The 26,884-nt window shown below is 70.4% G+C and carries 25 protein-coding genes and 1 pseudogene; 13 read left to right on the top strand and 13 right to left on the bottom strand.

Annotated features, from left to right (window positions below; all coding sequences use genetic code 11):
- Positions 1-94: 94 nt before the first annotated feature.
- Positions 95-1,015 carry an NAD(P)-dependent oxidoreductase gene (locus tag OHT77_RS03525; RefSeq protein ID WP_443048195.1) on the top strand — a complete coding sequence of 307 codons (921 nt, stop codon included), beginning with the start codon at positions 95-97 and terminating at the stop codon, positions 1,013-1,015.
- 60 nt (positions 1,016-1,075) lie between these two features.
- Here the strand turns inward: OHT77_RS03525 and OHT77_RS03520 are convergent, their stop codons facing one another.
- Positions 1,076-1,576 carry a cupin domain-containing protein gene (locus tag OHT77_RS03520; protein ID WP_328826467.1) on the bottom strand — a complete coding sequence of 167 codons (501 nt, stop codon included), beginning with the start codon at positions 1,574-1,576 and terminating at the stop codon, positions 1,076-1,078.
- Between the two features lie 36 nt (positions 1,577-1,612).
- Positions 1,613-2,560 (bottom strand): NADP-dependent oxidoreductase, encoded by a 948-nt coding sequence (locus OHT77_RS03515; protein WP_328826466.1) that lies wholly within the window; start codon positions 2,558-2,560, stop codon positions 1,613-1,615.
- 207 nt (positions 2,561-2,767) lie between these two features.
- On the opposite strand from OHT77_RS03515, the gene OHT77_RS03510 reads away from it, so the two are divergent.
- Both OHT77_RS03510 and OHT77_RS03505 read left to right on the top strand, forming a co-directional pair.
- A complete protein-coding gene (locus OHT77_RS03510) occupies positions 2,768-3,751 on the top strand; it encodes a helix-turn-helix domain-containing protein (protein WP_328826464.1) in 984 nt (327 codons plus the stop codon).
- A 119-nt stretch (positions 3,752-3,870) separates the two neighbouring features.
- The gene (locus OHT77_RS03505; RefSeq protein WP_266778544.1) at positions 3,871-4,935 is read left to right on the top strand and encodes a LacI family DNA-binding transcriptional regulator; all 1,065 of its coding nucleotides are present in this window, start codon (positions 3,871-3,873) and stop codon (positions 4,933-4,935) included.
- Here the strand turns inward: OHT77_RS03505 and OHT77_RS03500 are convergent.
- The 4 genes from OHT77_RS03500 to OHT77_RS03485 are packed head-to-tail and all read right to left on the bottom strand — an operon-like array spanning position 4,898 to position 9,531.
- Positions 4,898-6,289 carry a glycoside hydrolase family 32 protein gene (locus OHT77_RS03500; protein WP_328826463.1) on the bottom strand — a complete coding sequence of 464 codons (1,392 nt, stop codon included), beginning with the start codon at positions 6,287-6,289 and terminating at the stop codon, positions 4,898-4,900. The two genes, OHT77_RS03505 and OHT77_RS03500, sit on opposite strands and share 38 nt — an antisense overlap.
- The gene (locus tag OHT77_RS03495) at positions 6,286-7,146 is read right to left on the bottom strand and encodes a carbohydrate ABC transporter permease (RefSeq protein WP_328826462.1); all 861 of its coding nucleotides are present in this window, start codon (positions 7,144-7,146) and stop codon (positions 6,286-6,288) included. The genes OHT77_RS03500 and OHT77_RS03495 overlap by 4 nt, the downstream gene beginning before the upstream one ends.
- Positions 7,147-7,159: 13 nt before the next feature.
- Positions 7,160-8,125: a carbohydrate ABC transporter permease gene (locus OHT77_RS03490; protein WP_328826460.1), complete on the bottom strand. Its 966-nt coding sequence runs from the start codon at positions 8,123-8,125 to the stop codon at positions 7,160-7,162.
- Entirely contained in the window at positions 8,122-9,531 is a 1,410-nt protein-coding gene (locus OHT77_RS03485; protein WP_328826459.1) for an extracellular solute-binding protein, read from the bottom strand. Before OHT77_RS03485 ends, OHT77_RS03490 begins: the two co-directional genes overlap by 4 nt.
- A 181-nt stretch (positions 9,532-9,712) precedes the next feature.
- Between OHT77_RS03485 and OHT77_RS03480 the strand changes: the two genes are divergently transcribed.
- Positions 9,713-11,302, top strand: a complete 1,590-nt coding sequence (locus OHT77_RS03480) for a glycoside hydrolase family 32 protein (RefSeq protein WP_328826458.1) — start codon at positions 9,713-9,715, stop codon at positions 11,300-11,302.
- Between the two features lie 85 nt (positions 11,303-11,387).
- Here the strand turns inward: OHT77_RS03480 and OHT77_RS03475 are convergent, their stop codons facing one another.
- From OHT77_RS03475 to OHT77_RS03455, 5 genes are all read right to left on the bottom strand, one after another.
- On the bottom strand, positions 11,388-12,353 hold the full coding sequence (locus OHT77_RS03475) for an SMP-30/gluconolactonase/LRE family protein (RefSeq protein ID WP_328826457.1): 966 nt from the start codon (positions 12,351-12,353) through the stop codon (positions 11,388-11,390).
- Positions 12,354-12,538: 185 nt separating this feature from the next.
- Positions 12,539-13,426 (bottom strand): helix-turn-helix domain-containing protein, encoded by an 888-nt coding sequence (locus OHT77_RS03470; RefSeq protein WP_328826455.1) that lies wholly within the window; start codon positions 13,424-13,426, stop codon positions 12,539-12,541.
- A 166-nt stretch (positions 13,427-13,592) separates the two neighbouring features.
- Positions 13,593-14,660: an adenosine deaminase gene (gene add, locus OHT77_RS03465; protein ID WP_328826454.1), complete on the bottom strand. Its 1,068-nt coding sequence runs from the start codon at positions 14,658-14,660 to the stop codon at positions 13,593-13,595.
- A gap of 49 nt (positions 14,661-14,709) precedes the next feature.
- A complete protein-coding gene (locus OHT77_RS03460; protein ID WP_328826453.1) occupies positions 14,710-15,492 on the bottom strand; it encodes an SDR family NAD(P)-dependent oxidoreductase in 783 nt (260 codons plus the stop codon).
- Between the two features lie 55 nt (positions 15,493-15,547).
- Positions 15,548-16,081: a DinB family protein gene (locus OHT77_RS03455; protein ID WP_328834138.1), complete on the bottom strand. Its 534-nt coding sequence runs from the start codon at positions 16,079-16,081 to the stop codon at positions 15,548-15,550.
- 380 nt (positions 16,082-16,461) lie between these two features.
- On the opposite strand from OHT77_RS03455, the gene OHT77_RS03450 reads away from it, so the two are divergent.
- Positions 16,462-16,935: a cytidine deaminase gene (locus OHT77_RS03450; protein WP_328826452.1), complete on the top strand. Its 474-nt coding sequence runs from the start codon at positions 16,462-16,464 to the stop codon at positions 16,933-16,935.
- 139 nt (positions 16,936-17,074) lie between these two features.
- On the opposite strand, the gene OHT77_RS03445 is transcribed toward OHT77_RS03450, so the two are convergent.
- Positions 17,075-17,959 (bottom strand): LysR family transcriptional regulator, encoded by an 885-nt coding sequence (locus tag OHT77_RS03445; protein ID WP_328826451.1) that lies wholly within the window; start codon positions 17,957-17,959, stop codon positions 17,075-17,077.
- Between the two features lie 133 nt (positions 17,960-18,092).
- On the opposite strand from OHT77_RS03445, the gene OHT77_RS03440 reads away from it, so the two are divergent.
- The 3 genes from OHT77_RS03440 to OHT77_RS03430 are packed head-to-tail and all read left to right on the top strand — an operon-like array spanning position 18,093 to position 19,667.
- Positions 18,093-19,118 carry an alcohol dehydrogenase catalytic domain-containing protein gene (locus OHT77_RS03440; RefSeq protein ID WP_328826450.1) on the top strand — a complete coding sequence of 342 codons (1,026 nt, stop codon included), beginning with the start codon at positions 18,093-18,095 and terminating at the stop codon, positions 19,116-19,118.
- The gene (locus OHT77_RS03435; protein WP_328826449.1) at positions 19,115-19,330 is read left to right on the top strand and encodes a hypothetical protein; all 216 of its coding nucleotides are present in this window, start codon (positions 19,115-19,117) and stop codon (positions 19,328-19,330) included. Before OHT77_RS03440 ends, OHT77_RS03435 begins: the two co-directional genes overlap by 4 nt.
- A 4-nt stretch (positions 19,331-19,334) precedes the next feature.
- A complete protein-coding gene (locus OHT77_RS03430) occupies positions 19,335-19,667 on the top strand; it encodes a DUF4387 family protein (RefSeq protein WP_328826448.1) in 333 nt (110 codons plus the stop codon).
- 87 nt (positions 19,668-19,754) lie between these two features.
- Here the strand turns inward: OHT77_RS03430 and OHT77_RS03425 are convergent, their stop codons facing one another.
- Positions 19,755-20,708, bottom strand: coding sequence for a cobalamin-binding protein (locus OHT77_RS03425; RefSeq protein ID WP_443047908.1), 954 nt, complete (start codon positions 20,706-20,708; stop codon positions 19,755-19,757).
- On the opposite strand from OHT77_RS03425, the pseudogene OHT77_RS03420 reads away from it, so the two are divergent.
- The 5 genes and pseudogenes from OHT77_RS03420 to OHT77_RS03400 form a co-directional block, all read left to right on the top strand.
- Positions 20,707-21,078 (top strand): annotated as a pseudogene (locus OHT77_RS03420) (acyl-CoA dehydrogenase family protein); the annotation flags it as partial. The gene OHT77_RS03425 and the pseudogene OHT77_RS03420 overlap by 2 nt on opposite strands.
- Complete coding sequence (locus OHT77_RS03415) at positions 21,075-22,127, top strand: enoyl-CoA hydratase/isomerase family protein (protein WP_328826447.1); 1,053 nt, start codon at positions 21,075-21,077, stop codon at positions 22,125-22,127. The pseudogene OHT77_RS03420 and the gene OHT77_RS03415, both read left to right, overlap by 4 nt.
- A 618-nt stretch (positions 22,128-22,745) precedes the next feature.
- Entirely contained in the window at positions 22,746-24,338 is a 1,593-nt protein-coding gene (locus tag OHT77_RS03410; RefSeq protein ID WP_328826446.1) for an NAD(P)-binding domain-containing protein, read from the top strand.
- A 5-nt stretch (positions 24,339-24,343) separates the two neighbouring features.
- The gene (locus tag OHT77_RS03405; RefSeq protein ID WP_328826445.1) at positions 24,344-25,477 is read left to right on the top strand and encodes an alpha-hydroxy acid oxidase; all 1,134 of its coding nucleotides are present in this window, start codon (positions 24,344-24,346) and stop codon (positions 25,475-25,477) included.
- Complete coding sequence (locus OHT77_RS03400; protein WP_328826444.1) at positions 25,474-26,871, top strand: cytochrome P450; 1,398 nt, start codon at positions 25,474-25,476, stop codon at positions 26,869-26,871. Before OHT77_RS03405 ends, OHT77_RS03400 begins: the two co-directional genes overlap by 4 nt.
- Positions 26,872-26,884 lie beyond the last annotated feature (13 nt).

Genomic DNA, 26,884 nt, shown 5'->3' with positions numbered 1-26,884 from the left:
GTCATAGTCGGCGGTGGGGGCAGGCTCCGGCTGCTCCGCCGGACGGGAACGGTGGTACATCGTGCGGTACGTGGGTTTCGTCGGCCTCGGGGTCATGGGGCAGCCCATGGCGCTCAACCTCGCCCGCGCGGGCACACCGCTCGTGGTCTGGAACCGCACGCCCAGCCGCTGTGAACCCCTGTCGGCCGCCGGTGCCGAGGTCGCGGCGGACCCCGCCGAGGTCTTCGACCGGGCCGACGACATCGTGTTCCTCATGCTGGCCGACGAAACGGCCATGGACGCGGTGCTCGGGCGCGGCACCGCGGACTTCGCGGCCCGGGTCGCCGGACACACCGTCGTCCACATGGGCACGACCTCCGCCGAGTACTCGGCCGGCCTCCAGGACGACATCAGGGCCGCGGGCGGGAGATACGTCGAGGCTCCGGTCTCCGGGTCCCGACTCCCCGCCGAACAGGGGGAGTTGGTGGGGATGCTGGCCGGGGACGCCGACGCGGTGGACGCCGTACGGCCGCTGCTCGCGCCCGTCTGCCAGGAGACGTTCGGCTGCGGTGCCGTACCGGGCGCCCTGCTGATGAAGTTCTCGGTGAACCTGTTCCTGATCACGCTCGTCACCGGACTGGCCGAGGCGTTCCACTTCGCGGACCGGCACGGGCTCGACCAGCGTCTGCTCCGGGACGTGCTGGACGCGGGACCGATGGCCAGCTCCGTGTCCCGGGTGAAGGGGCCCAAGCTGGTGACCCGCGACTTCGCCGTTCAGGCGGCGGCAGCGGACGTACTGAAGAACAACCGGCTGATCGCGGAGGCCGCCCGCGAGGCGGGCCTCGCCTCTCCGCTCCTCGACATCTGCCATGCCCTCTACGGCGAGACCGTCGCACAGGGCCACGGCGGTGAGGACATGGTGGCCGTCCTGCACGCGCTGGAGGCCAGGACCGAGGCCCGCCCGCACTCCGTGGGGGAGCGTGGACGGGCCGGACGATCGAGCGCTACGGCCTGGTCGTCGACGTCGGGGCGGTGACGTCCCGTCCGGTCGACGCCCGGGATCACACGGTCAACCAGGTGCTGACCGGCAGTCCGATCACAGGAACTCGCTGCGGTAGTCCGCCGCCAACTCGGCTGCGCGGCGGCGGCGTTCAGCGAGTTCGTCCTGCGTCAGCTGCGGTGGCGGAGCGTCCTTGCCCGCGACGACATCGCCGATGCGGGTGAAGTACTCGTCCTGGCCGGCGGGGGTGCACATGCACAGCATGCGGGCCGGTGCGCCGGACGTGTTGCGGAAGTTGTGCGGGGCGTTGGCCGGGATGTTGACCGTGGAGCCGGCCCGTACCGTGTGCTGCTCGCCGCGGAAGGTGAACTCGATCTCGCCCTCGAGGATCGTGAACATCTCCTCGAAGTCGTGGCGGTGCGGGGGCGGCCCGCCGCCGTCGGGGACGCGCATGTCGATCAGGCAGTACCGGCCGTCGGTCTGTTCGCCGGTGATCAGCATCGCGTAGGTGTTACCCACCAGGGAGATGTACGTCGTGGCGGGGTCGTCGGGATCCGCCACGGTCAGCGAGCGGGTCGGATCGTCGTCGGGGATCATCGGGGTCGCGTCCTTCCGGGATCGGTCGGGCGGGAGTCAGTTGCCGGACGCGATGACGACGACCTTGCCGCTGGGCAGAGCGCCCGCGGCGGCGTCGGCGTGCAGGGCCGGGAGTTCGGCCAGCGGTACCCGCCGGGCGACCTCGACGCGCAGCTCGCCGCCGTCGACCAGCTCCACCAGGTGCGCGAGCTGCTCCGCGTCGCTGCGGACGAAGAGGTCGATGCCCCGTACCGAGCGCTCCTCGTCGCTGGGCGCGGGCATCCACACCGTGGTGTTCACCAGGACACCGCCGGGGCGGATCAGGCCGAGGAGCGCGGTCAGTCGGGCCGGCTCGACCGGTGCGAGGTTGAGCACGGCGTCGACCGGCTCGCTCACCGCCGTGACGACATCGCCGGTCGTGTGGTCGATGACCTCGTCCGCGCCCGCCGCCGTGACCCGCAGGTCGCTGCGCGGTCCGGCGGTGGCGATCACATGGGCGCCTGCCTGATGGGCCAGCTGCACGGCGTAGCCGCCGACCGCTCCGCCCGCGCCGTTGACCAGCACGCGCTGCCCGGCCGTCAGCCCGGCGTGCTCGAACAGCGCCTGCCACGCGGTCAGTCCCACCAGCGGCAGCGCGGCCGCGTCCGACAGCTCGATGCTCTTGGGCGCCGGCGTCAGGACCTCGGCCGGTGCCACGACGTACTCCGCGGCGGCGCCGGGTCCCGCCATCGGCAGGAAGCCGATGACCTGGTCGCCGACCTGGACGCCGGTCACGCCCTCGCCCAGCGCGTCGACCGTGCCCGCGACGTCGATGCCGGGGGTGTGCGGCAGCGTCACCGGGATCGGCCCCTGCATGAAACCGGCGCGGATGTTGGCGTCGACCGGGTTGAAGGACGTCGCCGCGACCCGGACCCGCACCTCCCCGGCACCGGGAACCGGCTGCTCCACGTCCTCGTGACGCAGGACGTCGGGGTCGCCGTACTCGTGGAAACGCACTGCCTTCATGGTTTTTCTGCCTTCGTGCGAGAGGTCGTGACAGCGCCGTCCGGAGAGAGGCGGCGCGGAGTGGTGTGGCGCCGGGGCAGCCGACGGGTCGTAGATCGTCGGCGGGTCGAAGCGCAGCCCAGCGTAGGAACAGCCGTACGGCGAAAGCGTGTACGTTCGCGACACGGGATGGGATTCCGGCGACATCCTCACCGGGGCGGAGGACACATGACGAGCAGGCCGCGCTTTCTCGGGCCGGGCCGCAAGGTGGGCACGTTCACCGTCGACGCCGACTCCACCGGCCCGGGCCGGGGCACGTGGGAGCCGTTCATCGACACCTGGAACGACCGCATGGGGGACCTCTATCCCCTGCCGGAGTTCAGCGCCTCCACGGTCGACGGCTTCCGGGGAACGATGCGCTCGGTCGCCCTGGAGGACACCGCCGTCAACGAGATGTGGGCGTCCTCGGCCGTGAGCACCCGCGCGGTCGGGACCCACGAGCACGATCAGGTCCGGCTGTACGTCGGTCTGCGCGGCGCGGTCGCTCTTCAGGACCCGCACGATCAGGGCGGTGACGCGCACGTCTCGGCCGGCACCTATTTCATGCACCATGTCGTGACGGAGAACCACTTCCACACCACGCCGGTGATCGGCACCCGCATCTTCATCTTTCCTGGTGATGCCCTGCGGTCCCTCGTCGCCGGGAAGCCGCGCACGGGCCGGGCCGACTCGCCCGCCGCGCAGATCCTCATGGCACACACGAGCACGGTGCAGCGGATCGTGGGCGACCTCGGCCCGGCGGGTGCGCACGCGTCCCGCAACTCGCTGCTCGAACTCGCCAAGGGCCTGATCCTCGACCGGTTCGACGACCATGAGCCCGTCTTCACCCCCGCGCTGGCACAAGCGGCGAAGAACCTCGCCGAGGCCCGGCTCACCGACGCCGAGCTGTCGCCCGCCTCGGTCGCCGCCCAACTGCACGTCTCCGTACGGACGTTGCAGCGGGCCTTCGCGAGTCTGGACGAGTCGTTCAGCTCCTACATCCGCCGCCGACGCCTGGAGGAGGCGGCAGAGGCGCTCACCGCCTCCGGCTCACGGCTCGGCGTCTCCGAGGCCGCAGCGCGCTGGCACTTCACCGACAGCAGCCACTTCATCCGCGCCTTCAAGAAGCACTACGGCGCGACACCGGCGCACTTCGCCCGCCGGTCGACGTGACGCCCCAGCCGACCGCCGCGTCGTTTCCGCCCTGAGCATCTCCTGTGTGCCGTGGCGCTCCCCGCGGATAGGGTGGGCAATGATCGACAGGGACGAACCGGGGGAGGACGGCGGACGGCGTGGGCGGTGCCGAGGACAGCAGAAGCACGGGCACCGGGCGCCCGACGTCACGGGACGTCGCCCGGATCGCCGGTGTGTCGCACACCGCGGTGTCCTTCGTGTTCAACGGCCGCGCCGACGGCAACCTCTCGCCCGCCACCCAGGAACGCATCCGGCAGGCCGCCGCCCAGCTGGGCTACCGCCCCGACCCGGTCGCCCGCGGACTGCGCCGCCGCCGTACGGCCGTGATCGGGCTGGTCACCGACGAGATCGCGTCCTCGCCGTTCGCCGGCCGGCTGCTGCGCGGCGCGATGGAGACCGCCTGGGACAGCGACCACCTCGTCCTCACCGTCGACTCCGGCGGTGACCCGGCCAAGGAGGACGCGGCCGTCGCGGAACTCCTCGACCGGCGCGTGGACGGCATCATCTACGCCGCCATGTCGCTGCGCCGGGTCCGCGTCCCCGAGGGCCTGCACCGCACCCACTCCGTGCTGGCCAACTGCCTGCCCGACGACGACTCCCTGCCCGCCGTGGTCCCCGCCGAGCGCGCCGGTGGCCGTACCGCCGCCCGGCTGCTGCTCGGTGCCGGCCACCGCCGGCTCGCCGTGATCGGGGGTCTGGACGACATCGCCTCGGTGGAACGGACCCGCGGCTTCCGGGACGCGCTGCGCGCCGAGGGCGTCACCGTGCCCGCGGAGTGGATCGTGCGCGGCGGCGGCGAGATCTCCACCGGATACGCGGGGGCGCTGCGCCTGTTCGACGGGGTCGAGCCGGGCCGTCGTCCCACCGGCGTCCTGTGCTACAACGACCGGGTCGCGGCGGGCGTCCTGCACGCCGCGACCCGGCTCGGGATCGACGTGCCCGCCGATCTGTCGGTGGTCGGCTACGACGACCAGGAGCACATGGCCGCGTTCCTCACCCCGCCGCTCACCTCCGTCGCGCTGCCGCACCGGGCGATGGGTGAGGCGGCGGCCCGGCTGCTCCTGGACGCCATCGAGGCGGGCCGTACGCCGCCCCCGACCGTCCGGCGCCTGGCCTGCCCTGTCGTCAGCCGCGACTCCGTGGGTCCTGCGCCCACCCGGTGACCCGGGCACCCGGTCCGTCGACGACCAGTTCGGCGATGTCGCCGGGGCGCCGGTAGACGCGCTCGGTGACCATGGCCCGTTCCGCGACGAAGAGTTCGAGGAGCGAGCCGTCCACGAGCAGCCGGAGCGTGAGTTCCGGTTCCTTCGGGACGTGCACGGTGATCGGGGCTGAACCCTCCCTGCCGGTCCGGGGCCAGGCGCTGCGGTCGAGGACGACGGTCCCCGAGGCGGGGTCCGCCCGGACGGTCAACTCCCGGCCCGCCGCGTCCCGGAGCAGGGTCACCGTGGTCGGACCGCACGCGGTGACCGTCAGGTCGTACGCGAGGGGAAGCGGAACCCGGCCCGGCGCGGTGACGAACGGCTCGGCCGGGCGCAGGAGTTCGAGTTCCGAGGCCGGACTCACCCGCAGTGAACCGTCGGGGTGGACGTCGACGACCCGGGGCGCCGTGAGGACGCCTGCCCAACCGGCTCGCAGAACCTCCTCCTCCGGGCGGGCCTCCCACGACCAGCCCCACAGCAGTGCGCGGTCCGGCTCCTGGAGCACGGCGGGAGCGTAGAAGTCCCGGCCCTGGTCGAGCCGGCCGCCGATGCGCGGTTCGAACCTCAACGCGCCCTGTCCGTCGGCCTCCAGACGGCCCGTCAGGTAACCCGTGGAACAGGGGTCGCCGTCCCACAGGGACACCAGGAGTACGTGGTCACCGCCTGCTGTGCGGTACAGGTGCGGGCACTCCCAGCCCACCGACTTGTCGCCGAACGCGTCGGCGGCCACCGGGTCCCTGCCGTCCAGCAGCACACCGGCGAAGCGCCAGTCGGTCAGGTCGTCGCAGTCGTAGAGCAGGACCGACGGTGTGCCGTCGGCGTGCCCGGCGCCGACGAGGGCCCAACGCCTGTTCGCGCAGCGGAAGATGAACGGGTCGCGGAACATCACCACGTCAAGTCCCGGCGGTGGCCCGGTCACCACCGGCGTGGGCAGCGGCTGCCACTCGGTCAGGAGGTCGTCGTCCGGGTCGGCCGCCCGTGCCACGCAGATGGTGCCGAGTCCGGTGTGAGTGCGGTCAACTCCCGTGTACACGGCGGTCGGTGTGCCCGCGTCGTCGGTCACGCAGCCCGACCAGCAGCCGGCCTCGTCGGGGCCGCCGGGCGTCGGGGTGAGGGCGATCGGGTGGTGCTCCCAGTGGGCGAGGTCGGCGCTGGAGGCGTGGCCCCAGTGGACGTTCGCGTGCACCGGGGCGTCGGGGTTGTGCTGGTAGAAGAGGTGGTAGCGGTCCCGCCAACGGAACGGCCCATTGGGGTCGTTGATCCAGCCGGCGGGCGGACGGACCCTGAAACGCGGCACGTTGGGGTCAGGGCTCAACGGTTGACTCCTGCGGACGTGATGCCCTCGCGGAGAGGGCGCTGACCGACGGCGAACACGGCGACGGCGGGAAGCATCGAGAGCACGACCCCGGCCAGGACCACCGAGATGGACCCGGTGCCGAGGTTGCCCTGGAGCGAGACCAGACCCAGCGGCAGCGTGTAGTTCTGGCTGGAGGTCTCCAGGATCAGCGGGCGGAAGAACTCGTTCCAGTGGTAGTTGAAGGCCAGCACGCCGACGATCGCCAGGCCGGGTGTGGCCAGCGGCGCGTACACCGAGCGGAAGATCCGCCAGGGTCCCGCGCCGTCCAGCATGGCCGCCTCGCCCAGGTCCTTCGGCATGCCGAGGAAGTACTGGCGCATCAGGAACGTGCCGAAGGCGGTCGGGAAGGCCGGGATGATCAGGCCGAGGAGTGTGTCGGTGAGGCCCATCGTCTTCAGCACCAGGAACACCGGCACGATGGTGACCTGCAACGGCACCATCATCGTCGCCAGGACCAGGCCGAACAGCGGCCTCTTGAAACGGAATTCGAGGCGGGCGAAGGCGTATCCGGCCAGGCCCGCCGTGATCATCTGGCCGACAGCGATCAAGGCCGTCACCAGCGTGGAGTTCAGGGCGAGCAGCCACACGTCGATCTGCTGGAAGACCCCGCGGTAGGCCGAGGCCGTCGGGTGGGTCGGGATGATCTGCGGGGGCAGGTCGAAGGACTGGGCCGGAGTGCGCAGCGAAGTGGCGACGGTCCAGATGACCGGGCCCAGCGTCAGCAGGGCGCACACGGTCAGCCCGGCGATGCGGGCCCAGGGGGAGAGTGAGTGACGGACACGACTCAGGGTCAGGGGCGGGGTTGCTTGGCTCATGCGGCTCACCGGCTCACTGGTAGTGGACGAAACGCCGGCTGAGCCGGAACTGGAGGGCGGTGACCGCCATGATCAGCGCGAAGAGCAGCACGCCCACCGCGGATGCCTCGCCGAAGTCGAGCTGCTCGAAGGCCCTTTCGTAGATCACCATCACGACGGTGCGGGTGGCGTCGCCGGGGCCGCCGTCGGTGAGGACGTAGGGCTGCTCGAAGACCTGGAGGGCGTTGATGATGCCGACCACCGACGCGACGAGCAGCGTCGGTGACAGCAGGGGCAGAGTGATGCCGAGGTGCTTGCGCAGGCCGGTCGCGCCGTCGAGGGCGGCGGCCTCGTGGATCTCCTTGGGGATGTTGTTCAGACCGCCGATGAACAGCAGGAACGAGAAGCCGAACTGCTGCCAGACGTAGACCAGGATCACCGTGGCCATCGCCGCGTGCTCCGAGGTCAGCCAGGGCACTGGCGCGATGCCGACCAGGCCGATCAGCCAGTTCACCACCCCGAAGTCCTGGTTGAACAGGTACTTCATCACCACCGAGATGGACGCGGCGGACAGCACCAGCGGGAAGAAGAACGCCGAACGGAACAGCGACCGCAGCCACACCGGCATCCGCCCGTTCAGCGCGAGCGCCAGCGACAGCGCGATCAGCAGTTGCAGCGTGACCGCGAGGACCATGAAGACGAGCGTGTTGCGGAAGGAGACCAGGACGGTCGAATCCGTGAACGTCGTACGGTAGTTGGCGCCGCCGGCGAACCGGGGCGGGTCGATCACGTTCCAGTGGAACAGGCTCAGCACGACGGACCCGACGATCGGCACCACGGTGAAGACGACGATGCCGACGACCGTGGGCGCCAGGAACAGCGTGGCCAGCAGCCGGGTGCCCCGGTCTCGGACGGACGGTCGTACGGAAGCGGCGGATGGTGTGGCGGGCCGCGAACTCACGTCCGGGACGTGGGAGTTGGGGACCTGGGTGTTCGTCATACCTCACGCTCCATGGCCTGCTCCAGGTCGCCCTGCATCCGGCGCAGCGCGGGACCCACCGCGCGCGGCGAGGCCAGCGCGGTGCCGGTGTACTTGAGCAGGACGTCGGTCACCTCGGCGACCTGCGGCGGCGCGGGGATCGGGCCGGTGTCGGGAAAACGGTCGAGAGTGTCGTAGAAGACCCGCCAGTGCGCCGGGCCGCTCGCGGCGTAGCGGGCGGCATTCAGCATCGAACGCCGGGCAGGGGTGGTCTGGTTGCTCCGGAACAGCCGGGTCATGGTGTCCTTGCGGGCCGCGTACTTGATGAACTCCCAGGCGGCTTCCTGCTTCTTGGAGGTGCGCAGCAGCGCGTAGCCCGCGGCTCCGAACTGGTGGCGCTGGGTGCGCCAGCGCGGGAAGTACTGCACGTCGTAGTCGGTGGCCCGCATGCCGGCCAGCTGCAGGCCGCCCGCCCAGAAGCCGCCCGCCGGGGTGACACCGACGCGGCCGGTGGAGAACACGCCGACCAGGTTGCTGCCGTTGCCGCCCTCGGGCCGGGTGCACAGGTCGTCCCGGACGAGGGAGGCGAGATAGTCGTACGCCTCCTCGACCCGGTCGGTGGTGGCCTGCGGGGTCGTCCAGCGGAAGCCGCCGCCGCGCCCCCTCCGGTCGGCGGCCGGGTAGAAGGTGTCCCACAGCCAGGAGCCGCCGGGTGCCTTCGACTCCTTCAGCAGGTTCGTGCCGTTCGCGAAGAGCCAGGGCACCACCCCGCCCCACAGACGGTTCGTCCAGAAGTACGGCGTGAAGTGCGAGCCGCCGCGACGCTTCAACTGCCGCAGCAGCGCGGTGAAGTCGTCACGGTTCCAGTCGGCCGCGGGGAAGTCCGCGCCGGCCCGCTTCAGCACCTGCTTGTTGAGGTACATGTCGGCGGCGTTGAACTCCATGGGCAGCTGGTAGAGGTTGCCCTCGTACATCATCGACTCCACCAGTGAGGGGTGGACGTCGGCGAAGTACTCGCGCAGCTCCGTCGCGTCCCGGCGCACCCAGCGGTCCAGGGGCACGCCGAGCTGCCGGGCGAACAACTGCACGCCCTCGGTGGCCACATACACCAGGTCGGGCGCGGTGCCCGCGGCGATCTGGGTGAGGATCTTCGCGAAGAAGTCCGACCAGTCGACGGCCTGCACCGCGTTCACCCGCAGCGGGATGTCGGGATGGAGCCGGTGGAAGCCCTTGGTGAGGGCGTCGACGGTGGCCGGGTCGAAGGCGGAGCCGAGGGTGGCGACAACGAGGGAGCCGTCGTCACGGCCGGGGATGTCGGCTCCGGTGAGCCGGTCCCAGGACGCGGCGGTACCGGCCAGGGCGGCTGCTCCGGCCCCGTACGCGCCGTACCGCAACAGGGTGCGGCGGGGGAGGTGCGAGTCAGTCATCGAACGGGCCTAACTCGTGTTAGTTCAGGGCTGATGACCCAGATGATGGGAACCGGGCGGCGGACCTGTCAAGGGTCGGGAACGCTTGACCTTTAACGAGTTAGGTCTACAGTCCTCGTTCAGCCGAGCCGCTTTTTCACGCCCTCCGCGTCGTGAGCCGCCACGAGAGGAACGATGTGTCATGCCCGGAACGTCGGGGATATCCAGGAGATCACTGCTCGCGGGATCGGCGGCGGGCACCGCCGCCGCGCTGCTGTCCACCGGAACGGCCGAGGCCGCCCCGAGGCCCAGGCCCGGAGCCAAGGGCGGGAAGAAACCCAACTCCGCCGCGAACGCGGCGAGTTACCGCGCCGGATACCACTTCACGGTCCCCGACCAGTGGAAGAACGACCCCCAGCGACCCGTCTGGATCGACGGCGAGTACCACTACTACTACCTCTACAACGCCGACTACTTCACCGGCGTCGTCGGCACCGCGTGGCGCCTGGCCACCACCAAGGACCTGGTCTCCTTCACCGACCGCGGGATCGCCGTGCCCAAGGACACCACGGTCAACGGCGATCTCTGGTCGGGCTCGGTGGTCGTCGACACCGGCAACACGGCCGGATTCGGCGCGGGCGCGGTCGTCGTCATCGTCACGATGTCCCCCGGCGGCGGCACCGACCACCAGGAGCAGTTCCTGTACTACTCGACCGACGGCGGTCTCACCTTCACCAACTTCGGGACCGACCCCGTCCTGCCCAACCCCGGCGTCGCCGACTTCCGCGACCCGAAGGTGATCCGCGACGAGGACCGCGGTCGTTGGGTGATGGCTCTCGCCGAGAACGACAAGGTCGGCTTCTACCACTCCGACGACCTCAAGTCCTGGACGTACGCGAACGGTTTCGTCCACGACGGCATCGGCGTCCTGGAGTGCCCCGACCTGTTCCGCATCACCGCCGACGACGGCACCGTGAAGTGGGTGCTCGGTGTGAGCGCCAACGGGAAGAGCTCGGGGCTGCCCAACACGTATGCCTACTGGACGGGTTCCTTCGACGGCAGCGCGTTCACCGCCGACGCGAGCGCCCCGCAGTGGCTCGACCACGGCTGGGACTGGTACGCCGCCGTCACCTTCGAGAAGCGGGACGCGAGCGGCGCGGTGGACCCGGCCGCCCGGTACGCGCTCGGCTGGGTGAACAACTGGGACTACGCCGACACCACCCCCACCATCGATTGCGACGGCTTCAACGGCACCGACTCCGTCGTCCGCGAGATCGCCCTGACGAAGGCGTCCGACGGCACGTACTACCTCGCCTCCCAGCCCGTCGCCGGCCTCGACGCGCATGTCTCCCGCACGGTGAACCTGGGGGACGTCACCGTGGACGGCACGAAGGTGCTCGACTACTCCGGTATCTCCTACGAGCTGACGACCGAGATCACCTGGTCCCAACTCATCGGCGCGGGCGTCCAGTTGAGGCGCTCTCCCAGCGGCGGTCGGCACATCGACGCCGGGATCTACGGCAACTACGCCTTCCTCAACCGGCGCAACACCGTCAACGCCGACACGTCCGGCAACTGGCAGGAGAGCCACACCCCGTTCGACCCGTCCGCCGGCACGGTCAAGCTGCGCGTCCTGGTGGACCGCACGTCCGTGGAGATGTTCGTGGACGACGGCCGCCATGTGCACACCAGTCAGGTGTTTCCGTATCTGCTCGACACCGGGCTCGCGCTGTTCACGATCGACGGCAGTGCGGTGTTCCGGAACACGGTGATACGGGAGTTCTCGGTCTGAGGCCGGGTGGAGGGTATGCGGAAGCGGCCCGTCGCCGGTCCACCGGCGACGGGCCTGTCCCGATCCCCAACTTCCATTACCTCGCTCAGTCGTTCAGGTGGGCGCGGAGGAGGTTGGGATCCTTGGCGGTGACGTAGGCGGCGCTCAGTACGTAGACGGTGTCGCCGCGCAGCGCGACGGACGTGGGGTTCTGCAGGCCGTCGGCCGGGGTCAGCACGATGGAGTGGCTGCCGTCGGGCCGGACCAACGCGACCTCGCTGGGGCCGTTGAGGGCGGCCAGCAACTGGTCTCCGTGGCCGGTGAATTCGAAGTCGTCGATGCCCGGCAGGCCGGTGGCCTCGGTCCGGACCGAACCGGCGCGCCCGTCATGGCGGATGGGGATGCGCAGGATCGTGCCCTTGTCGAGGTTGGTGGCCCAGACCGCCCCTCGGTGGATCTTCAGACCGTTGGCGCCGAGGAACCCGGTGGAGGCCAGTTCGGGTGCGGTGGACCAGGCGGTGGGGGTGCCGCCGGTGGTGGGCACGCTCCAGATGGTGCCCAGGACGGAGTCGGTGACGTAGAGGGTGTGGGTCCTCGCGTCCAGCGCCAGGCCGTTGGGAAGTCCGTCGGCGGGCAGCGCGGCGATGCGCTCCGGTTCGCCGCCGGGGCGCAGGCGCCACACGCCGGTGAGGTCGGGGGTGCCGGTCGCGTAGAGGAAGTACAGGGTGCCGTCGTGGGCCCGGACGATGCCGACGGTCAGGGGGAAGCCGAGGACCGGGGTGTGGACGCCCCCGTCGGCGGGCTGGGGCAGGGTGGCCAGGATCTTGAGGGTGCCCTTGGGCGCGATCTCGGCGATCTGACGGCCCGCGGCGAGCGTGACGTAGGCGGTGCCGCCCGGTGCCAGGGCGATGTTCTCCGGCGTCTGGCCCTTGGCGAGGTCGAAGTGTGTGGTGATCCGCGCACTGCTCAGCGGGGCGGAGACGGCCGACGCGGACGCCGGAGTGAGCGCCGCGGCAGAGGCCGCGACGAGGATGGCCGCGGACAGCGCGGGCGTGGAGAACTTCTTGAACATGGTTCCTTCAGTGGTTTTCGGGCATGCGGCAGCAACGCGCCGACGCATGGGTCGGGTTGGTGTGTGGGTTCCGCCGGGGAGGGCGTACGGCCCCGGGGTTACGCGCGGCGGCAGGTCGTCATCCGTACATGGGCGGGACGGGTACGTGCAGGCACCGGCCGAACGCCCGTTGGCATGGAGCGGGTTCAGGCAGTGCTCGGCCGGGACTCCCTTCGCGCCGGGTCGGCCGCGACGGTGCTCTGGGCGAGCAGGGTCAGCGCGGCCCGGGAGGCCGATCCCGTCTCCGTGGTGGCGACGACGACGGTGGGGCCCGGCCCGTGGCTCAGGGTCTGCTGGACGACGGTCAACGGGCCCACCAGCGGGTGCCGCATCTCGTAGGTGGCGACGGCGCAGGCCTTGACCCGGTGGTCGGCCCACATCGAGGCGAACTCCCCGCTTTTCGCGCTCAGTTCACCCAGCAGCGCGTGCAACGCGGTGTCCTGCGGATGCTCGGCCGCCACCAGGCGCAGATTCCCCACCACCGCCCTGGCCTTGCTCGGCCAGTCCGCGTACAGGTCGCGGGTGTGAGAGTCGAGGAACACCAGCCTGGCCATGTTGGGACGCCGCGCCGCCAGGTCCGGTGCGTGCGGATCCAGGTGCCCGGCGAACAGCGCGTGCCCCAGGCGGTTCCACGACAGCACGTCACTGCGCCGGCCGAGCACGATCGCCGGGACGTCCGCCAGCACCTCCATCAGCTGAGCCGCCGCCTCCGTCAGCCGCTCCGGCGCAGGCCGCCGGCCCCGGGTGCGCGACCTGTCCGCCTGGGTCAGGTCGTGCAGGTACCGCCGCTCGGACTCGTCCAGCCGCAGCGCCCCGGCGATCGCGTCCAGCACCTCGGGGGAGGCGCTCAGTGACTGCCCCTGTTCGAGCCGGGTGTAGTAGGACACGCTCACACCCGCCAGCAGCGCCAGCTCCTCGCGCCGCAGACCCGGCACACGCCGGAGGTCTCCGTAGGTGGGCATCCCGACATCCTCAGGACGCAGCTGCGAGCGCCGCGCCTGCAAGAAGTCCCCGAGCTGCGATTTTCCGGTCATGGATCCGAGTATGGGCCGACTCGAAGAGCGCAGCCTGCCCCAACTGTGGGTAGGCACCGGCCGGTCTGGCGCCTGCCTCCACCGGGTGGGTAGGGGGCGCTGCCGTATCCGCACGGCTGTCTGGTGAAGCTCCCACGAGGTGGCTGGCCTTCACCTGGGCGGCCTTCTAGGGAAGGTGCTGCTTCACTTGTGTCTCAAGGCGGTCGAGGAACGCCTGTTGTGCGGCCGGCGGCAGGAAGGCCGAACGGATCGCGTTGGCGGCCAGGTTGGCGAGGCTGGGTCGATCGAGGCCGAGGGTGGCCGCGGTCGATGCGTACGTGTCGGTGAGGTAGGACTCGAAGTAGGCGGGGTCGTCCGAGTGCAGCGAGACGTTGAGGCCCCTCGACAGCATCGCGGGCAGCGGGTGGGCGCGCAGGGACGGTACGACGTTCAGCCTCGCGTTCGAGGTGGGGCACACGGTGAGCGGCGTTTTGGCGGCGGCGACATCACGGACCAGGCGCTCGTCGTCGAGAATCGCGACGCCGTGGTCGATACGGTCGGGCTCCAGGAGCTCGAACGCCTGGCGTACGTAAGCGGCGGGGCCCTCCTCACCGGCATGGACGCACGTCTTGAAGCGCTGCCGTCGAAGTTCCGCGAAGTAGCGGGTGAACTTCTCCGGCGGGTTTCCGATCTCCGCGCCTCCCAGCCCGAATCCCGCGATCCGGTCGGCCCCCGGCGCAACGCTGTCCAAAAGCTCGAAGGCGTCCTTCTCGCTGCGGTGGCGGTGCGCGCTGACGAGGAGGGAAGCACTGATCCCGGACCGCTCACCCGCGTCAGAGATGGCGTCAAGTACGCCGTCCAGGACGGCACTTGTGGCAATGCCGCGGTCGGTGAAGCTCTGCGGACCGAGGAAGATCTCGGAGTGCACGACGCCGTCCGCGTGCGCACGGTCCAGGTAGGCGGTTGTGTGGTCGTGGAAGTCCTGCCGGGTGCACAGTACTTGGCAGCCGGCGAAGTACAGCTCGAGGAACGAGGAGAGGTTCTCGAAGCGGTAGGCGGCGCGGAGTTGCTCGGCCGTTTTCCACGGCACGGCAACGTTGTTGCGCCGGGCCAGCCTCATCAGGAGGTCGGGTTCGAGGCATCCCTCGAGGTGGACATGGAGTTCGACCTTCGGCAGATCCCGGCAGAACCGCAGCGTCTCGGCATCGGGGACGGCTGGTGCCGCACGGTTCTGTGTCGGGTCGTCGCTGTTCACGAGGCAAGTGCCTTTCTGCCGGGACGGGCGGGCCTTGGGTGGGGGGACGTCAGTTGCGGCCGGCCATGACACCGCCGTCGACGTCCCAGACGGCCCCGGTGACCCAGTCTGTCCTGTCGGACAGAAGGAACGTGACAGTGGAGGCGACGTCGTCGGGGGTACCGGTCCGGCCGAGCGGGTGGAAGCCGTTGAAGCCGTCGAGTGCGGAGTCGACATCCTGCTTGGGGATGAACTCCTCGTAGATCGAGGTGCGTACGACGGCGGGGGCCACCGCGTTGACGCGGATGCCGTGCGGGGCGAGTTCCATGGCGAGATGCTGGGTGAGCGAGTGCAGCCCGGCCTTGGCCATCGAGTACGCCGACGAGGGGGTGGCGGCGACGGCCTGGTGCGCCCACATGGAGCCGATGTTGACGACGGAGCCCTTCGTGCCGCGGGTGACCATGTTGGCGGCGACGGTCTGGGTGAGGAAGAAGAAGGCGCGGTTGATGGCCTGGTAGCGGTCGTAGTCGGCGCCCGTGTTCTCCAGGAAGGGCTTGGGGGCGAAGACGCCGGCCGCGTTGACCAGGAGGGTGGCGTCCGCGTGCTCGTCGGTGAGGGTCCCGCGCAGGCGCTCGACGGCTGCCGGGTCGGTCAGGTCGGCTGCCAGCCCGACGGCGTGGCCGTGTGCGGACAGGGCGGAGGCGGCCTCGTCGGCGCTCGCCCGCGAGCGGCCCGTGACGACCGCGGTGCCGCCTCCTTCGGCGACCATACGGGCGACGGCCCGGCCGATGCCGCTGGTACCGCCGATGACGATGACCTTGTGGCCGGTGAAGTCGAGGGTGGTGCTGGACATGGGGTGCTCCGGATAGCGAGAGTCCCGGCGGGGGACGGGGTGTGCGGTGCGGTGATCAGGAGTACGGAGTGAGGACCAGGTAGCCGTCGACGCGGCTCAGCCCGTCGGCGGATGGATCGGGCGGGAGGGCGTGACCGAGACTGTGGGCACGTACCTCGCTGATCCACTCGTCGTGCTGGTACTCGTGGTTGATGAGCGCGGTCAGCAAGTGGCCGCCGACGATGGTCATTTGGTCGGGTGCGCCGACCCGACCGACGGCGATGTCGCCGATGCGCGCGTGGACGCGCTCGGCGACGGTGTCGCGGAAGGTGGTGAGCCGGCGGACCGTGGGCAGCGCACCGCGGAACCGCTCCGGGTTCGCCGAGTCCATGAGGCCGTCGAGTTCCGGGTCGGGGCTGGGCTCGGCCGCGGTGAGGTTGCGGATCATGAAGTGGGCCACGTGGGCCTGGTGGCCCAGGTGCCAGCCGATGGCGCTGGAGTTCTCGTTCGGGCGCCAGGTCACCTCGTCGGCGGTGAGGTCCTTCCAGAGGGCGTCGGTGTGGGCGCGGGCGCGGTCGTATTCGCGCAGCAGCCGGTGCAGTTCGTACATGGCCATGGCTCCGCCAGTCGGTGGTGAGGACACGGGGTGCGTGCCCGGGTTCGGCGCCCGGACAACGGGCAGCACAGGCCGGGAAGGTTCCTGGTCTCAGTCCTGGGCGCCCCCGGCAGGGAACGGGATACCCCATGGCTATGTCTCTCCCGTGCGACGGAGACGAATCGAGGTAGGGGTTTCCGTCTCCTGCCCGGCAAGTTAGGCACTTGGTCCGAGATCCGGTAGGGGATCACGCTGAATCGCACCATAGGCTGCGGTTATCGCCGTGACCGACGGTCGGCCGCTGTCGCCGACGGGTCACTGCCGCTCCCCGCGGTCTCGTACGCTGATCAGCCCCGCGCGCCGGTTCTCACCCGACAGGAAGCGAAGGTCCACGCATGCTCGATCCCACCGTGTCCGCCAGTGACCTGACCCGCACGGAGACCCGTCTGCTGGAGCGGGCTCGCGAGGTCGCACCGCGGGCCCTGAATCCCGTGTCGCGCTTCCATGTCGGAGCGGCAGTACAGGCCACCGACGGGGGGTGTTACACGGGGACGTTCTTCGAGTCGTCCTCGTTCCCGCTGGGAGTGTGCGCCGAGGCCGCGGCGCTGTCCGCCGCCGTAACGGCTGGAGTCCGTGACTTCGACGCGATCGCGGTTGTTGGAGGCGACCCGCGGAAGACGGGGCCCGGGCAGCCCGTCACCCCGTGCGGCGGCTGCCGGCAGCGCATCTTCGATGTCACCGGCGCGCCCCAGCGGAACGTGACCGTGCTCTGTGCGGACCTGACGCTGTCGCGGATCTACCGGATCGACATCTCCACGCTGCTGCCCCTGCCCTTCAGCGCGGAGGATCTGCCGTCCTCGTCGGCATGACCGTGCGCGGGGCACGCGGGGGAGAGGGGCCGGATGCGAGTCCGGCAAGGCACCTGCCCCCCTGAATCCGGGGGTGGCCCGCAGCCTTCCGAGGATGGCCCACTGCTGTCACTACGACTGTGTCGGCGACGGGCGTGTGTCAGCGCCGGGCGGCTGTCAGACCGTCGGCCAGGCGGACCAGGTCGGCACCGAGCGCGGATTCGGAGCTCCAGACCGCCTCGAAGGAGATCTGCACCTCGCGGCCCTGGTCCGTCAAGTGACGGTGGGGGACGTCGGGTGAGGTGAGTTTGGAGCGGGGAACCATGGCCGATCCCAGACCCAGCCGCGTCCAGTCCTCCAGGACCTGGTAGCTGGCGGCTTCGCCCGGATACGCGCGCAGGGGCATCTCGTGGGCCTGGAAGAGCTGTGCGGTGAACGTGGTCAGGCCGCAGGTGTCGGGGACGAGGATGAACTGCTCCGCTCCGGCCTCCTCGAGTTCGAGGGGGGCGGTCACGTCGGGGTCGGGGGTGATGACGACGACCGGTTCGACATCGATGACCCGGTGCTCGAAGCGCGGCATCGCGCGCACGGCGGGGATCAGGATGATGTCGAGCCGGCCGGCCTGCAGACCGTCCCGCAGCTCCTGCATGTCGGCCTCGCGCAGCACGAGATCGCGAGGGACCGGCAGCTCGCGCACCATGCTGAAGGCCCGGGTGACCAGCGAGGAGCTGATCAGCGGGGAGAGGCCCATCCGGATCTTCCGCGCGCCGGGTTCGGTGAGCCGCCTGGCTTCGACGGTGACCGCGTCCAGCGCGACCAGGGCCTGTTTGATCAGCGGCAGGATGCGGGCCCCGAAGGCGGTCTGGGTGACCCCTCGCGGCGAGCGGTCGAAGAGCCTGTCACCCAGACGTTCCTCCAGCTTCGCGATGCCGTTGGACAGGGCGGGCTGGGTGACGCCGTACGCCCGGGCGGCGGCGCTGAAGGACTTCGTCTCGGCGACCGCGTGCGCGTACCGGAGCCCTTCGAGATTCACGCGTTCTGCCATAGCCGTTCCTTATCGCCGCATTCGCTGATGTCTCCTACCGGGCAACTCCATCAGTGCCTACGGTGGGGTCCGTCCTGATCCAGCATAAGCATTTCCTATAGGCGCAGACAGCTCCGGAAAAGGGGTGAGGGCCATGTCGGACACCTCAGTGACCATGGTCGTGAACGAGCCTCGGGGGGCTGTGCGCACAGCCAGCGGTACGCCTGCACCGCCCGCCGCTCAGTGGGTACGTGTGTCGGTCACCGCGAGCGGCGTGTGCAACGCCGACATCGCCACCGCTGCGGCCACCGGCCCCGGCACCGTCTTCCCGGTCACCCCCGGGCATGAGGTAGCCGGTGTCATCGCCGATGTGGGTGATCAGGTGGAGGGCTGGTCGGTCGGGGACCGGGTCGCGGTCGGCTGGTTCGGCGGCAGCTGCGGGCACTGCTCGTTCTGCAGGACAGGCGACGTCGTCCACTGTCCTGAACGCAAGGTTCCCGGGCTGTCCTATCCCGGCGGCTGGGCCCAGAGCATCACGGTGCCCGCCGACGCCCTCGCACGTGTCCCCGACGAACTCGACCTGTTCGACGCGGCCCCCTTCGGCTGTGCGGGCGTGACTGCCTTCAACGCCGTGCGCAAGGCTCGCATCCGTGCCGGCGGACGGGTCGCGGTGTTCGGCATCGGCGGGCTGGGGCATCTCGCCGTGCAGTTCGCGGCCGGGCTCGGCTACGAGGCCGTCGCCATCGCCCGCGGTGCGGAACGCGGGCCACTCAGCCGGGAACTCGGCGCCCGTCACTACATCGACAGCGACGCGCACGCCCCCGGAGCCGCCCTGAAGGAACTCGGCGGTGCCGACCTCATCGTCTACACCGCATCCTCCACCGCCCCGGTGAACGAGCTGCTCACCGGACTGAACACCCATGGCCGGCTCACCCTGGTCGGGGTCGACGCGGGCTCGGTCACCGTCCCGGCGGCCCAACTGGTCATGAACGCCCACACCGTCACCGGCCACCTCACCGGGAGCGCACAGGAGACCGAGCAGGCCATGGAGTTCGCCGTCACCAACGACGTCCGTCCCATGACCGAGCGCATGCCCCTGGAACAAGCCGGTGACGCCGTGACCCGACTGCGCTCCGGAGCACCGCGGTTCCGCATCGTCCTCGACGCGGGCGGCGATTGACCTTCCCTGTCACCTGTCGACTCCCCTTCACCCGACCCCTCACGGCCGCCGCCAACAGCAGGACGCGGACCGACGGCCTGGTCTCCACCCTCGCCTACCCCTACTCACCGCCCGAGATCGACCGCGGCGCGCTGTACCGCTTCACCCTCAACCACGTCGCCACCGGTGTCACCCCGACCGAGCTGTTCCGCACCACCATCGAGGAGCTGTAACCCCATGGCCACCCTGCTCGACCACTGCTCCCTGGTCCGCTCCAAGAACGCCGGCCCCTTCACCCTCACCTTCGACTTCATGTGCCACGACCAGAACGCCTACGACACGCTCGTCGCCACCGGCTTCCTCAACCAGCACCTCTTCGCCACTCTCTTCGACACCGACCCCCAGAAGATCCTCGTCGTCAACCACCCCCTGGCCCTCGCGGTCAAGGTCTCCCTTCCGCGACCCACCGTCCAGGGCGACCTGCACGACAGCGACTGCTATGCCGGTCAGCAGTACGCCCCGCTCATGGACATGGACATGGACATGGACATGGACATCGGCCCGGCCTGAAAGGCACGCCTGAGCCGAATCCGAAATCGAGGACCTGCCGGCACGCCTTCGCCCGCACCGCCCTCGCGCTCACCGCACCGCACCGCCTCACTCGGCCCCGTCCAACAAGCGACGCGCTTCGCCCGACGTCACCGCCGCCCCGGCCCGCACCCCGTGCAGGACATGCGCCAGCACCTCCGCGCCTCGCACCACGCGCGGGCCGGGGCGGTTGAAGTACGCCGGGCCGTCCAGCACCCACACACGGTTCGTACGGACCGCGGGCAGCTCGTCCCAACCCGGCAGCCGGGTGAGCAACTCCCGCTCCCGCAGCGTCCGTTCGGGCGCGAAGCCGCACGGCAGGACGAGGACGACATCCGGCCGGGCCGCCCGCACGGCCTCCCACGTCATGGGCTTCGTGTGCTCACCGGGCGAGGCGAGCAGCGGCTCGCCCCCGGCGCAGGTGATCTGCTCGGGGACCCAGTGCCCGGCGGGCCACAGCGGGTCGAGCCACTCGATCGCCACGACCCGGGGCCGGGGCCGGGCCCGTCCCGTCAGCCGGGACACCTGCTCCAACCGGCCCCGCAGCGCGGCCCGTTGACGCTCGGCGCGGTCCCGCACACCGAGCAGGTCGCCGACCGTGACCAGACAGTCCAGCACGTCGTCGAGGGTGCGCGGCTCCAGGCTGAGGACGCGGGTGTCGGCGTCGAGGAGTCGTACGGCCCGACTGACCTTCTCGTACGACACCGCGCAGACGTCGCACAGGTCCTGGGTGAGGACGACGTCCGGGCGCAGCGCGGCCAGCGCGTCGGTGTCGAGCGTGTACAGCGACGACCCGGAGTGCGCCGAACCGCCCACCGCGTCGGAGATCTCCCGGCTGGTGAGGTCGTCCGGCGTGAACTCCGCGCCGGTGACGACCGGCACCGACGCCACCGCCTCCGGCGGCCAGTCGCACTCGTGGGTGCGACCGACCAGCCGGTCCGTCAGGCCGAGTTCGGCGACGATGTCCGTCGCGGCGGGCAGCAGGGAGACGATGCGCATGCCGTGACTGTAGGCGGTGCGCATCGTCTCGCTCCTTGTCGCCAAGGACGACCCGGTCTCAGGTGGTCCTGACTGCGCGGGGCTGCCCGCAGACCGGCTGTTCGGCGGGGAGGGCACAGGATTCCGTGTCGCTATGGACGGCCTGAACGGCTTGAACGGCGGTCGCCTCGGCATTGACGCCCGCTCGCTCGGCGGCGCTCACAGGGCCCTCGACCGCAACCTCGTCCACCTCGCCGGCGCCCGCGCCTTACAGCCGCACGTCGGGCACGGCTGCCTGAGCGCGTACGGTATCGAGAAGATCGTCCGTGACCTGCGGGTCCACCGGATCCTGGAAGGAACCAACGAGATCATGCGCGTCATCGTGGCCCGCGGCCTGACGGAGGTAGTCGGATGACCGACGTCGAGTTCCACACCACGGGCCGGGCCGCCCGCATCACCCTGAACCGTCCCAAGGCCCTCAACGCTCTCACCCACGACATGGTGCTCCGCATCGACGAAGCGCTCACCGGCTGGGCGGACGATCCTGACGTGGAGGCCGTCGTCATCACCGGCGCCGGAGAACGGGGTCTCTGCGCGGGCGGCGACATCCGCGCCATCCATGACGACGCCCGCGACGGGGACGGTTCGGCGTCGGCGGCCTTCTGGCGCGACGAGTACCGGCTCAACGCCCGCATCGCCCGCTACCCGAAGCCCTACGTGGCCGTCATGGACGGCATCGTCATGGGCGGCGGCGTCGGCGTCTCCGCGCACGGCAGCTTCCGCATTGTCACCGAGCGTTCCCGGGTCGCCATGCCCGAGACCGGCATCGGCTTTGTACCCGACGTCGGGGGTACCCACCTCCTCGCCCTCGCGCCAGGCGAACTCGGCACCCATCTCGCCCTGACCGGCGCCCAGTTGGGCGCGGCCGACGCCCTGCACTGCGACCTCGCCGACCACTACGTACCGTCGCACTCGCTGCCGGAACTGCTCACCGCGCTCGCCCACGCGCCGGTACGCGAGGTCATCGGCCGCTACGCCCGCGAGGCGCCTCCCGGTGAACTCGCCCTCGCCCAGGCCTGGATCGACGACTGCTACCGGGCACACACCGTCGAGGGCATCATCGAACGCCTCCTCGACCACGGCGACAGCGCGGCGAAACAGACCGCCGAGACGCTGCTCACCAAGTCACCCACCGCACTGAAGGTCACCCTCGCCGCACTGCGCCGAGCACGCCAACTCGGCGCGCTGGAGGACGTGTTGGACCAGGAGTACCGCGTCTCCTGTCACGCCCTGACCACCCCCGACCTGGTGGAGGGCATCTGCGCCCAGGTCATCGACAAGGACCGCGACCCGCACTGGTCACCGCGCACCCTCGCGGAGGTCACCGACGCGGACGTCGAGCGCTTCTTCGCACCCCTCGGCGACCGCGAACTCGGCCTCGCCGTACCGGACATCACCCAGTAACCGCGTACGAGACGATCCTCGTAGAACGCACGCGCCGTACCGCCCTGTTGACCCTCAACCGTCTCGCGGCCCTCTCGCGCTGAACCTGCCCTGCATCCCGGCCGGGCAGGTGCGCGATCCGTGCTCGGCGTTCCTGTCGAATCCCTGTCATCCCTGGTGCTGCTGTTGCCCGTTCGTGTCGACCGTCACTACGGTGCTCATTGAACCTTCACAGGGATTTCCGATGGAAGGGTCTGCCATGCCCCTGCCAGAGTGTCAGGCTGCACCGTTCCCGGCCGTGACTGCTTCCCGAACCGCTCCACCTGGCTGCTGAGCACGGCCGCTCCGGCCGATCCCGACTCGGTTGAGCCGCTCGAAGGTACGGTCCTGGGTCCTCGCCCTTCCCTCAACTCGGCCCCGTTCAAGCGGGTTTGACGCCGTGTCGCGCAGCACGGCATCCGCCGAACCCGTCGGGTCGTGGCCCACTCAGGTGTTCGCCGCCGACGCGTTTCGGCTTGCGGCCCGACCCCTGCCGGGCCTTACCCGGACGCCAACAGCCGCCGCTTGACCGGATCTTGCCGGTTCTCACCCCCCACCCGTCTTCAGGCATGTCCTCGCCCGGAGCAGAAGGAGAGATCCATGGACTCCACGCACAGCGAGCCTTTCGACTACCTCGTGATCGGCGGCGGCCCGGCCGGTCTTCAGCTCGGGCAGTTACTGCAGGAGGCCGGGCACGGGTACCGGATCCTGGAGAGCGGCCACGCGCCCGGCACGTTCTTCCGCACCTTCCCCCGGCATCGCAAGCTGATCTCGATCAACAAGGTCTACAACGGCACCGACGATCCCGAGCTGAACCTCCGGATGGACTGGAACTCCCTGTTGTCCCCGGACCCGAACCTGCTCTTCAGCCGGTACAGCAAGCGCTACTTCCCGCACGCCGACGATCTGGTGCGCTATCTCGCCGACTTCGCCGAGGCGTTCAAGCTGGACATCGCCTACGACACCCGGGTGGAGCGGATCCGCCGTGACGAGGACGGCTTCACGGTCACCGATCAGCACGGTCACGAACACCGCGCCCGGCGACTGGTCATGGCCACCGGACTGACCCGGGCCAACACCCCCGACATTCCCGGTATCGAGACCGCCGACGACTACTCCGTGGTCTCCGTGGACCCCGAGGACTTCACCGATCAGCGGGTCCTGATCATCGGCAAGGGCAACTCCGCCTTGGAGACCGCTGACAACCTTGTCGAGACCGCCGCGGTCATCCATGTCGCCGGCCCGCACTCCATCCGCATGGCCTGGAACACCCACTACGTCGGTCACATCCGCGCGGTCAACAACAACTTCCTCGACACCTATCAACTCAAGTCGCAGAACGCCCTGTTGGACGGAAATGTGCTGTCCGTCGAGAAGGACCCCGACGACGGCATGTACCGCGTCCGCTTCAGCTTCTCCCGGGCCGACGAGGTCGTGAAGGAGCTGCGCTACGACCGGGTGATCGTCTGCACCGGATTCCGCTTCGACGCCTCGGTGTTCGACCCGGGGTGCAGCCCCAACCTGGTCATCGACGACCGCTTCGCCGAACTCTCCCCGGCGTACGAATCAGTGAACGTGCCCGGCCTCTACTTCGCCGGAACGCTCATGCAGCAGCGCGACTTCAAGAAGTCCACCGGTGGCTTCATCCACGGCTTCCGGTACGCCGTACGTGCCCTGAGTCGCATCCTCGGCGAACGCCATCACGAACAGCCTTGGCCGCACCGGCAGTTGGAGAGCGACCCGGCCGCGCTGGCGGACGCCGTGGTGGCCCGGGTCAACCGCAGCTCGGCACTGTGGCAGCAGTTCGGTGTGATCGGGGACCTGATCGTCACACCACCCGGCGAACCGGCCAGGTACCACGAGGAGGTGCCGGTCGCGTACGCCCACGAAGCCCAACTCACCGCGAACGGCGACTACTTCACGGTCACGCTGGAGTACGGCCCCGATCACGACAAGGTCGACCCCTTCGACATCACCGTGCGCCGCACCGCGCAGAACTCGGTCGACGACGCCTTCGACGCGGCGTACCTCCACCCGGTGATCCGGCACCACGGCGGCGGCGAACTTCTCGGCACCCATCACATGGCCGAGAACCTGGAGAACCACTGGGACCACCCGGAGGCCCACCGCGCCCCGCTGGTCGCGTTCTTCGCCCGTGAGCTGGACCGTCGGCCGACTCCGGCGGGGCGGTGAGCGGCGTGCAGTACACCGTCCGCGACTTCGAGACCGCGGCGCGCGCCGAACTGGACCCCGTGTACGCCGACTTCATCGCCGGCGGGGCGCGTGACGAGATCACCGTACGGGCCAATGAGGCGGCGTTCGGGCGGCTCCAGCTGCTGCCCCGGGTGCTGCGGGGAAGTGCCGTACGGGAGTTGGGCATCACCCTGCTCGGCAGCCGGGCGAGCCTGCCGGTCCTGATCTCCCCGACCGCCTTCCATAAACTGGTCGACCCGGAAGGGGAGTTGGCGACCGCCCGGGCCGCGGCGGCGGCCGGGGCCATCATGATCGTGGCCATGGCGTCCACGGTGGCGGTGGGCGATATCGCCGACGCGGCCCGCGCGGCCGGCGACGACCCCACCCTGTGGTTCCAGCTCTACATCCAGCCCGACCTGGACATCACCGAGACGCTGGTGCGGCGGGCCACCGACGCGGGGTGCACCGCGCTCGTGGTCACCGTGGACTCCCCGGTGCTGGGCGCGGGCGAACGCAACCGGCGCAACGGCTTCCATGACCTGCCGCCGGGCCTTCGCTGCGAGAACCTGGTGGACCTGCGCGACGGAGAGCGCGGCCACGTACGCCAGATCGCCATGTCCCCGGAGCTCAACTGGGAGCACATCGACTGGCTGCGCGGCATCACGTCGCTGCCCATCCTCCTCAAGGGTGTCCTGCACCCCGAGGACGCCAGGCTCGCGGTCCGGCACGGCGTCGACGGGCTGCTGCTCTCGAACCACGGCGGTCGCCAACTCGACACCGTCCCGGCCACGTTGGAGCTGCTGCCCGAGTTCGTCTCCGCGGTCGAGGGACGTATCCCGGTCGTGATGGACGGGGGAGTCCGGCGCGGCACCGACGCGGTCAAGGCGCTGGCGCTCGGCGCGTCCGCCGTGGGCATCGGCCGGCCCGTGATGTGGGCCCTCGCCGAGGGAGGCGAGAAGGGCGTACGACGTCTCCTCGAACTGCTGCGGGACGAGCTCGACGACGCGCTGGCCCTGTGCGGGGCGACGGGGCTCGCCGACCTGACGCCCGATCTGGTGCGGGTGCCCGCGTGGGGTCCCGTGCCCGGTCCCGCCGTGACACCGGGGGCGGACCGACGATTCGGCGGGGTGGGCGCGTGAGCCCCACCGGTTGGCTCGTCGCGGGCCTGGCCGTGGTCCTGGTGGCCGGTCTGCCGTACTGGCTGCCCAGAGCGGTGATCGCGCTGCGCGTGCGCATCTTCGCCCGGGTCGGCGGCGAGGAGGGGGTCAGGGCACCCGGCCGGGAAGTGCCCGCCGAGGAGTTCAAGAAGGTGTACGGGCATCCGGCGGCCGACGGCCGCAGCCGGGGCGCCGCGCTGTCCGACCTGTTCTGGTACTGGCTGTCGCCCGGCCCCGAAGTGCACCAGGAGCACCTGGAACCCGGCCCGCGCTACGACGACGTGGCCCGCACCACCCGGCAGATCCTGGCCGGGCTGTCCAGGGAGCAGTGGACGGAGCTGGTCGGCCGCTGCACCCGCCGGGTGCTCGGCGAACTCCACGGCCACGCGCGGGTGCACCAGGTCAGGCTGCGCGACCTGATGATGCCCGTCTGGGCGGAGGTCTACTACGAGGTGGTCTTCAGGGAAGCCTGCCCGCGCCACGTCCGGGACCTGATCACCGGCAACGCGAACGACGTGGTGAGCGCCCTGAAGTGCACCGGCCTGCGGCACATGGACCGCCGGGCACGGCTGACGGAGTACCTGCGGGCACGCCTGGCGGATGACCCCCCGCCCGTGCCGCTGCCGTCGTCGCTCACCGCGCGGGAGCAGGCGTACTACCTCCAGGGCACGTTCTTCAACACCGCCGTGGTGCAGATGTCGGAGGCGATGGCCCATCTGCTGCTGGCCCTCGCGACGCACCAGCCGGTCCAGGACCGGTTGGTGGCGGGGGAGGAGCAACCGGACTTCCTGGACGGGGTCATCAACGAGACGCTGCAGCACTTCCCGCTCTTCGGGGTGGCCCACCGGATCACCTCCGGGGAGATTCCCCGCGACGGGCAGGACCCCATCCCGGCCGGCTCCGTGCTGCTCTTCAACTACCCCGAGTACCAGGGGTCCGGTGGAGACGTGTTCGACCCGGACCGCTGGCTGAGGCCCGACACCAGGCCGACCGCCTTCATCCCTTTCGGGGTGACCGCCAACCGTCCCTGCCCGGCGCGTGGTTTCGCCGTCCTCACCATGCGGGTCGCCGCCGAAGAGGTGCTGCGCGGCTTCCGGCTGGAGTCCTCGGTGGAACACACCCGCTCGCTGCCCAGCCGCGGCCCCTGCCTGCTCGTCGCGCGCACCGGCGCGGCGGCGCCCGGAAGCCCGGCGCGCAGTGGGCCCCGGCTCACGGCGATGCGCCTCGCCGATCGCTGGGCCGCGGTCCCCCGCAGCCTCACCCAACTCGTCCTCGGCAGCTACATGGTGTGGGACGCCCGGCGCCAAGGGCTGTGCCGGAACTACTTCGCCGCCGCGCCCGGCGGCTCCGCCACCTCCGTCACCGCCGGCCGTTGAGAGGAACGAGACC

The organism is Streptomyces sp. NBC_00252 (assembly GCF_036187565.1).
Taxonomy (GTDB): domain Bacteria; phylum Actinomycetota; class Actinomycetes; order Streptomycetales; family Streptomycetaceae; genus Streptomyces.
Note: the sequence above shows the minus strand (reverse complement) of the source record. Positions and strands in the feature narration are given on the sequence as shown.

Bases quoted from the DNA above. Each gene is read 5' to 3' on its own strand.
- OHT77_RS03525 (WP_443048195.1), top strand. From the start codon at position 95: ATGGGGCAGCCCATGGCGCTCAACCTCGCCCGCGCGGGCACACCGCTC.
- OHT77_RS03520 (WP_328826467.1), bottom strand. From the start codon at position 1,576: ATGATCCCCGACGACGATCCGACCCGCTCGCTGACCGTGGCGGATCCC.
- OHT77_RS03515 (WP_328826466.1), bottom strand. From the start codon at position 2,560: ATGAAGGCAGTGCGTTTCCACGAGTACGGCGACCCCGACGTCCTGCGT.
- OHT77_RS03510 (WP_328826464.1), top strand. From the start codon at position 2,768: ATGACGAGCAGGCCGCGCTTTCTCGGGCCGGGCCGCAAGGTGGGCACG.
- OHT77_RS03495 (WP_328826462.1), bottom strand. From the start codon at position 7,146: ATGAGCCAAGCAACCCCGCCCCTGACCCTGAGTCGTGTCCGTCACTCA.
- OHT77_RS03490 (WP_328826460.1), bottom strand. From the start codon at position 8,125: ATGACGAACACCCAGGTCCCCAACTCCCACGTCCCGGACGTGAGTTCG.
- OHT77_RS03485 (WP_328826459.1), bottom strand. From the start codon at position 9,531: ATGACTGACTCGCACCTCCCCCGCCGCACCCTGTTGCGGTACGGCGCG.
- OHT77_RS03480 (WP_328826458.1), top strand. From the start codon at position 9,713: ATGCCCGGAACGTCGGGGATATCCAGGAGATCACTGCTCGCGGGATCG.
- OHT77_RS03475 (WP_328826457.1), bottom strand. From the start codon at position 12,353: ATGTTCAAGAAGTTCTCCACGCCCGCGCTGTCCGCGGCCATCCTCGTC.
- OHT77_RS03470 (WP_328826455.1), bottom strand. From the start codon at position 13,426: ATGACCGGAAAATCGCAGCTCGGGGACTTCTTGCAGGCGCGGCGCTCG.
- OHT77_RS03460 (WP_328826453.1), bottom strand. From the start codon at position 15,492: ATGTCCAGCACCACCCTCGACTTCACCGGCCACAAGGTCATCGTCATC.
- OHT77_RS03455 (WP_328834138.1), bottom strand. From the start codon at position 16,081: ATGTACGAACTGCACCGGCTGCTGCGCGAATACGACCGCGCCCGCGCC.
- OHT77_RS03450 (WP_328826452.1), top strand. From the start codon at position 16,462: ATGCTCGATCCCACCGTGTCCGCCAGTGACCTGACCCGCACGGAGACC.
- OHT77_RS03445 (WP_328826451.1), bottom strand. From the start codon at position 17,959: ATGGCAGAACGCGTGAATCTCGAAGGGCTCCGGTACGCGCACGCGGTC.
- OHT77_RS03440 (WP_328826450.1), top strand. From the start codon at position 18,093: ATGTCGGACACCTCAGTGACCATGGTCGTGAACGAGCCTCGGGGGGCT.
- OHT77_RS03430 (WP_328826448.1), top strand. From the start codon at position 19,335: ATGGCCACCCTGCTCGACCACTGCTCCCTGGTCCGCTCCAAGAACGCC.
- OHT77_RS03425 (WP_443047908.1), bottom strand. From the start codon at position 20,708: ATGCGCACCGCCTACAGTCACGGCATGCGCATCGTCTCCCTGCTGCCC.
- OHT77_RS03415 (WP_328826447.1), top strand. From the start codon at position 21,075: ATGACCGACGTCGAGTTCCACACCACGGGCCGGGCCGCCCGCATCACC.
- OHT77_RS03410 (WP_328826446.1), top strand. From the start codon at position 22,746: ATGGACTCCACGCACAGCGAGCCTTTCGACTACCTCGTGATCGGCGGC.